Genomic DNA, 4,738 nt, shown 5'->3' with positions numbered 1-4,738 from the left:
AGTTTTCAACCCCTTGTCATTGAAAGAAATACCTCTCTTTTTAAGAAAGTTTATTTTTTAAAACTTTCATATATTATATCAATTGAAAGTTAAAAAAACAAACTTTTAATTAAAAGGACTCATTTCTTTCAGTAAAAGGTGGCATTTCTTTCAGTAAAAGGTGGCATTTCTTTCATTTAAAATTTCAAACCCTTGTGGCTCTAAGGACGAAGGGCACTCCTAAATATAACTAATATAATTAATTTTTTAAAAGATATTATATATAAGCACCATTTCATGAGCTTAAAAGTGAAAAAGAACTAAAAGCGTAATAAGAAAAGGCACATGGTCTGTTGGTATTCGAAGAACCATCAAAAGGCACAGGAAGCGTTTTAAGCGTTTTTTACTAGAAAAACAGACAAAAGGGCGTGAAGAATATTTGTAGGGCTTAGAAAGGCTTTTAAAGCATGATTTTGAGCAAATAAAAAAGGCCACCTTAAGATGACCTGTAGATGTTGCCTTTATTCATAAGCTTTGTCATTTTCAAACCATTCAACGTGGTGAGGATTGGCCGGATCTAACAGGAAACGACCTTGTTTATCGGATTCCAATTTAGCGATTGAAGCCTTTTTGTTGTTCTCGCTCATGCGTTCCAGTAATTCCTCGATGGTGCGTTTGGGTTTATTCATGAATTTATCGCTCCATTTCCTGAAATTTTTCCGATTTCTTCGGATTTTCGATTTCGTTGAAGCTTGCTGCCACGAATTTCTCTTCTACTTGGGCCAGCCCTTTTAGTTTATCAGGTGCAATGCCGACGGCCTTCAAACGGATTACGATTCGCTTAAATTGATTGTGGAGGGCCATTTTCGCCCGATCTTTCCATGCTGCAAATTCATTGGTCAGTTCGATAATACGATTCTGCAGCACGCTCTTATCTTCTTCAAGTGTCTTGTTTTCAGCTTTCAGACCTGCATTAGACCGAGCGAGCGATTTGTTTTCGGATTTTAAACGTTCCCTGTCAGCATAAACAATCTTGTACTCAGCCCGCAATTTGTTGTATTCGATAACAGCTTCTTCATGTTTCTCCACAACATCCATACTTTTGAATATTTTTTCGGCTTTTTTATTTGCCTTTTCATCTGTCAATTTCTCCAAATTGGAGAGAATTTCCTCGTTGCGATATTCAATACCAGCGTAATTTTTCCGGATTTTGTCTTGTCCATCCTGCATTTCGTTTTTCAGCTGCATAATTTCTTGGTCTTTTTCAGCCAGTTTCCGTTGCAAATCCATCACTTCAACTTCGGCCACAGCCCCATTTGTCGCGTAATTGACGAGTGTATCGTAGTCCTCGCTTTTCAACATGGCCCGTCCTACCATTCGGGTGGGATCAGGGAGATCTTCCAGGGCTTTTGTTTTCTCTTCAATGGCTTTGATCTTCGAAACCGTCTGTTCATAGGTGGCCATCGCTTGTTTTTCGGCTTCAAATGCCGTTAATTGCTTGAACTTCGCCATATCTACGTGCTTTCGGCCCTTTCTTGAAAGTCCCCGTTCCAAATCAAAGCCGTGGGCCTTCACATGGGCGTTAAAAGCGTCCTGAAGCTTCACTAGAGCCATCCGGTTGCCAATAACCTCCTTGGCCGACAAACGCCCGTCTTCGGTCACTGGAACGATGCCTACGTGCATATGGGGCGTTTTTTCATCGTTATGGACCGTGGCATAAATGACATTCTGCTGGCCGTACCGATCGGCAATAAAATCTTTGGCCGTTTCGAAATAGCGTTTTTGTTCGTCCGGAGATAAATTGTCGAAAAAAGTCGTATCCGAGGTAATCAGGAACTCCGAAACAAGGACCGCATCTTTCCGAATTTTTTTATCGGATTTCACATTTTCGGAAATGACCTGCTGGATCTCCTGTTTGTAATCGATTTTTTCTTGGCCATGAATCAAATCATAATTCAGGTGCAAATCCTCTTTTCGAATGTCCGGATTGGTCTGACTGTCTTTCTCTCTTTGGTTGTGAATTTGCATGCCTTTAATCGCTTGGCCATTCATCTTTTGAACTCGAATAATGGAATAACTCATGCCTTTGAACCCCCTTAGGATGAAGAACTTTAGAGATAAAGTATAACACACTAGACTTCTTGCAGAAGTTACGGTGCTCTCCGAGGGTAAAGGCCAAGGTCAAAGGCAAGTGGCAGCATCCCTCCGGATGCCCCACCCAAGTTCAAAGGCATGGGGTTGATCGTCCGGATCGGGACGGTCATACCCCAGTAGTTCACGGGCAAGAAAAGGCATCCGGCTTCGGCTGTCTTTTCCGTAGATCAAGAGCAAAAAAGGACGGTCCGATTGCTCGGCCATCCTTTTCTTCAAGACCAGACCTTGCCCCTTTTGAGAAAAGTGGCAATCCCCAAAACCCCCTCGCCGGTGGCGTGTTCTCACAAGAGTGAGAACCAAAAAGAGGGTGAAAAGCATCCAGCGTATCCATTCCTTAAATTCTCGACCTGACGGTCTTGCGATTTATCATGAACACTTCCAAATCATTTATTAAATCAAAAAAAACGATTAATCAGTCTAAACTGGCTAATCGTTTTTTAAAATTATCTATATCTGTTTGAATGAACTTCTGTAAAGGATTCTTTTAATTTCGTTTTAGCTTTATCTGTATAAACTTTCACTACATATCTGTCGTATAAATTATATGAATCTTTATCTACGTATTTTTGGACTGTCCAATAAGTGTAACTAGAAGCATTTAAATTTTTAGTCCCTCTATTCCAAACGGAAAGTGCCATAGCTCCACTTACTGCTTTGGCTGATGAGGTAGTAAATAGTGACGTCACCCAATAAGCAGATAATCCTCCTGATCCAGCAAGTAAGATTGTTCCCAGCCATGAATATCCATTTTTAACAAGTTTATCACTGCCATTAATTGTTTCATCGAATTTCCAAACAAAGTTCGCACTATCATTAATTACCACTTTTGTAGAAAAACCGCCGTCATCTATCCTATGTAAAGGTTTTTCCAGCAACAATTCCCCACCACTTGGGCCAGAATATAATAATTTAGATTCTCCGATGGGAGCAAGTTCGGTTGTACCGAAATCAGGAGTAGATACTAACTCCGATGGAGGGGATGAAAAAGTCGTTAAATTTTCTGACCCTATATCTTCATTTGAACCATTTGCTAGGGCAGTTAGTGGTGCAGACAACAACAATACTGTAGAAATTAAGAATGGGAACTTTTTCAACTTATTTCCTCCTATTATCATATTTACCAACATTTTCATTGTATCTTTAGTTTTATAAATATTCAATATTTTTCGAAAAAATATGTGTTATAATTAAATAAAATTTTCCAAAAGGAGCCAATTACATGGAGCATACAAATAATAAAAATTTAAGTATGACAATTGGGATTACTGTATTTCTATCTCTTTTACTTATGATGCAATTTAAAAATTTAGAAATTTTTTATCTAGCCACAACCTTAATTTTCCTTGAAGTTATTTTTTTTGATAAAGAACGCAAAAAAAATGTTTGGAAATTTATTTCAGGATATGCCTTAATAATTTTATTTTCGTGGATATTATTTAATTATTTTTGATTAAGAAAATAAGAAAAGCAAAACCCTTCTTCGATAGAGAAGGGTTTTGCTTTTCTTATTTCCAAGAACTTTTAAAGTCTCTTTTTTATTTCTAAAAACCAAATTTGTATAACTTCGGTTTTTACTTTTTTACCTTAATCAACTTCTATCTTCTAACCAATTATAAAATTCGACTTTTTTTCTCGATTCAGGCGATACAGGCTTTTGGTTTTTCTCAAGTAATCGATTCAATTCCCTGAAATTCCAAACCGATTTTTTGATTAATTCGTCAGCTTTTTCTTTCGTAATACTGATAGGTACACCTGTAAATTCTCTCATTTCTTCGATTTCTCGAATTAAATTAATGGCACGCTGCCTGTCTCGTTCGTCATTGATATTCACATACTGAAACATATCCTCGAAAACAATTTCTAAAATACTTTGAATCTCCTTGATCTGCTTCTTCGTGGCACTCGCTATCTTCTCGCCATTCGACCAAATCAAATCGAATCCAACAATCGCCCGTCCTTCTTTTTCCACATTGTAAGATACTTCTAATTCCGTATGTTCATTGATTTCTTCGATAGCTATATCAAGCACATATTGCCTTAATAAACTTGTATTACTTTGATAGGCTTTTTTATTTTCTACAGCAAATAATTTCATCAATTCATCTTTAGAAATTTGCTTGTGCCAGTAACCATGAAGTGCCTTGATATAATCGTAAAGAGTCCATGAAAAACTACTTTTGAACTTCGATGCAATTGTTAAATCGGTTGTGATGTACTTCTCTTTTAATTCTAAAATATGAGGAATCATTTCTTCTGCCCAAGTGAAATTAAAAATTCCTTTATGGTAGTTCATTCCTCTAAAAATATTCCAAAAATCAAAGTAGTCCTTTTCCGGATTCCATTGGCTAAATTTAACACTAGTGACCTTATCTGAATCTTTTCGGGCATCCTCTGTTTTGTATTTTGTAATGCCAAATTTCTTCTCGAAATCAATTTTGTGAAACTCTGTTACACCGTTCTGTTGAGTACAGTAAATTGAAAATGCTAGCAATTGCATCTGATTCAGAGTTAGTCCTTGATTCAATTTTGCCATCGATAGTTCATTGCTTTTTTTGATTGAGTTTTCATGTGAAATTAACTGCGTTTTCGAATTTCTTCTCACCAT

Annotated in this window: 6 protein-coding genes; 1 reads left to right on the top strand and 5 read right to left on the bottom strand. The window is 37.1% G+C overall.

What is annotated here, in order from left to right:
• Nucleotides 1-500: 500 nt before the first annotated feature.
• The 4 genes from AC2EXB_RS19195 to AC2EXB_RS19180 all read right to left on the bottom strand — a co-directional run bounded on the left by AC2EXB_RS19195 (nt 501) and on the right by AC2EXB_RS19180 (nt 3,227).
• On the bottom strand, nt 501-668 hold the full coding sequence (locus tag AC2EXB_RS19195) for a hypothetical protein (protein ID WP_173096621.1): 168 nt from the start codon (nt 666-668) through the stop codon (nt 501-503).
• Between the two features lie 4 nt (nt 669-672).
• Nucleotides 673-2,061 carry a MobV family relaxase gene (mobV, locus tag AC2EXB_RS19190; protein ID WP_483604814.1) on the bottom strand — a complete coding sequence of 463 codons (1,389 nt, stop codon included), beginning with the start codon at nt 2,059-2,061 and terminating at the stop codon, nt 673-675.
• Between the two features lie 99 nt (nt 2,062-2,160).
• Nucleotides 2,161-2,349 carry a hypothetical protein gene (locus AC2EXB_RS19185; RefSeq protein WP_483604812.1) on the bottom strand — a complete coding sequence of 63 codons (189 nt, stop codon included), beginning with the start codon at nt 2,347-2,349 and terminating at the stop codon, nt 2,161-2,163.
• A gap of 227 nt (nt 2,350-2,576) precedes the next feature.
• The gene (locus tag AC2EXB_RS19180) at nt 2,577-3,227 is read right to left on the bottom strand and encodes a hypothetical protein (RefSeq protein WP_483604817.1); all 651 of its coding nucleotides are present in this window, start codon (nt 3,225-3,227) and stop codon (nt 2,577-2,579) included.
• Between the two features lie 125 nt (nt 3,228-3,352).
• Here AC2EXB_RS19180 and AC2EXB_RS19175 point away from each other — a divergent pair, with 125 nt between their 5' ends.
• Complete coding sequence (locus AC2EXB_RS19175) at nt 3,353-3,583, top strand: hypothetical protein (RefSeq protein ID WP_173096623.1); 231 nt, start codon at nt 3,353-3,355, stop codon at nt 3,581-3,583.
• Between the two features lie 138 nt (nt 3,584-3,721).
• Here AC2EXB_RS19175 and AC2EXB_RS19170 read toward each other — a convergent pair whose 3' ends face one another.
• Nucleotides 3,722-4,738, bottom strand: a complete 1,017-nt coding sequence (locus AC2EXB_RS19170; protein ID WP_012881099.1) for a replication initiation protein — start codon at nt 4,736-4,738, stop codon at nt 3,722-3,724.

The organism is Planococcus alkaliphilus (genome assembly GCF_057031095.1).
The sequence above is the reverse complement of the archived record's forward strand: the minus strand, read 5'-3'. Positions and strand labels throughout refer to the sequence as shown.

Coding starts and splice junctions, on each gene's coding strand:
- mobV (WP_483604814.1), bottom strand. CDS start 2,061: ATGAGTTATTCCATTATTCGAGTTCAAAAGATGAATGGCCAAGCGATT.
- AC2EXB_RS19195 (WP_173096621.1), bottom strand. CDS start 668: ATGAATAAACCCAAACGCACCATCGAGGAATTACTGGAACGCATGAGC.
- AC2EXB_RS19175 (WP_173096623.1), top strand. CDS start 3,353: ATGGAGCATACAAATAATAAAAATTTAAGTATGACAATTGGGATTACT.
- AC2EXB_RS19170 (WP_012881099.1), bottom strand. CDS start 4,738: ATGGTGAGAAGAAATTCGAAAACGCAGTTAATTTCACATGAAAACTCA.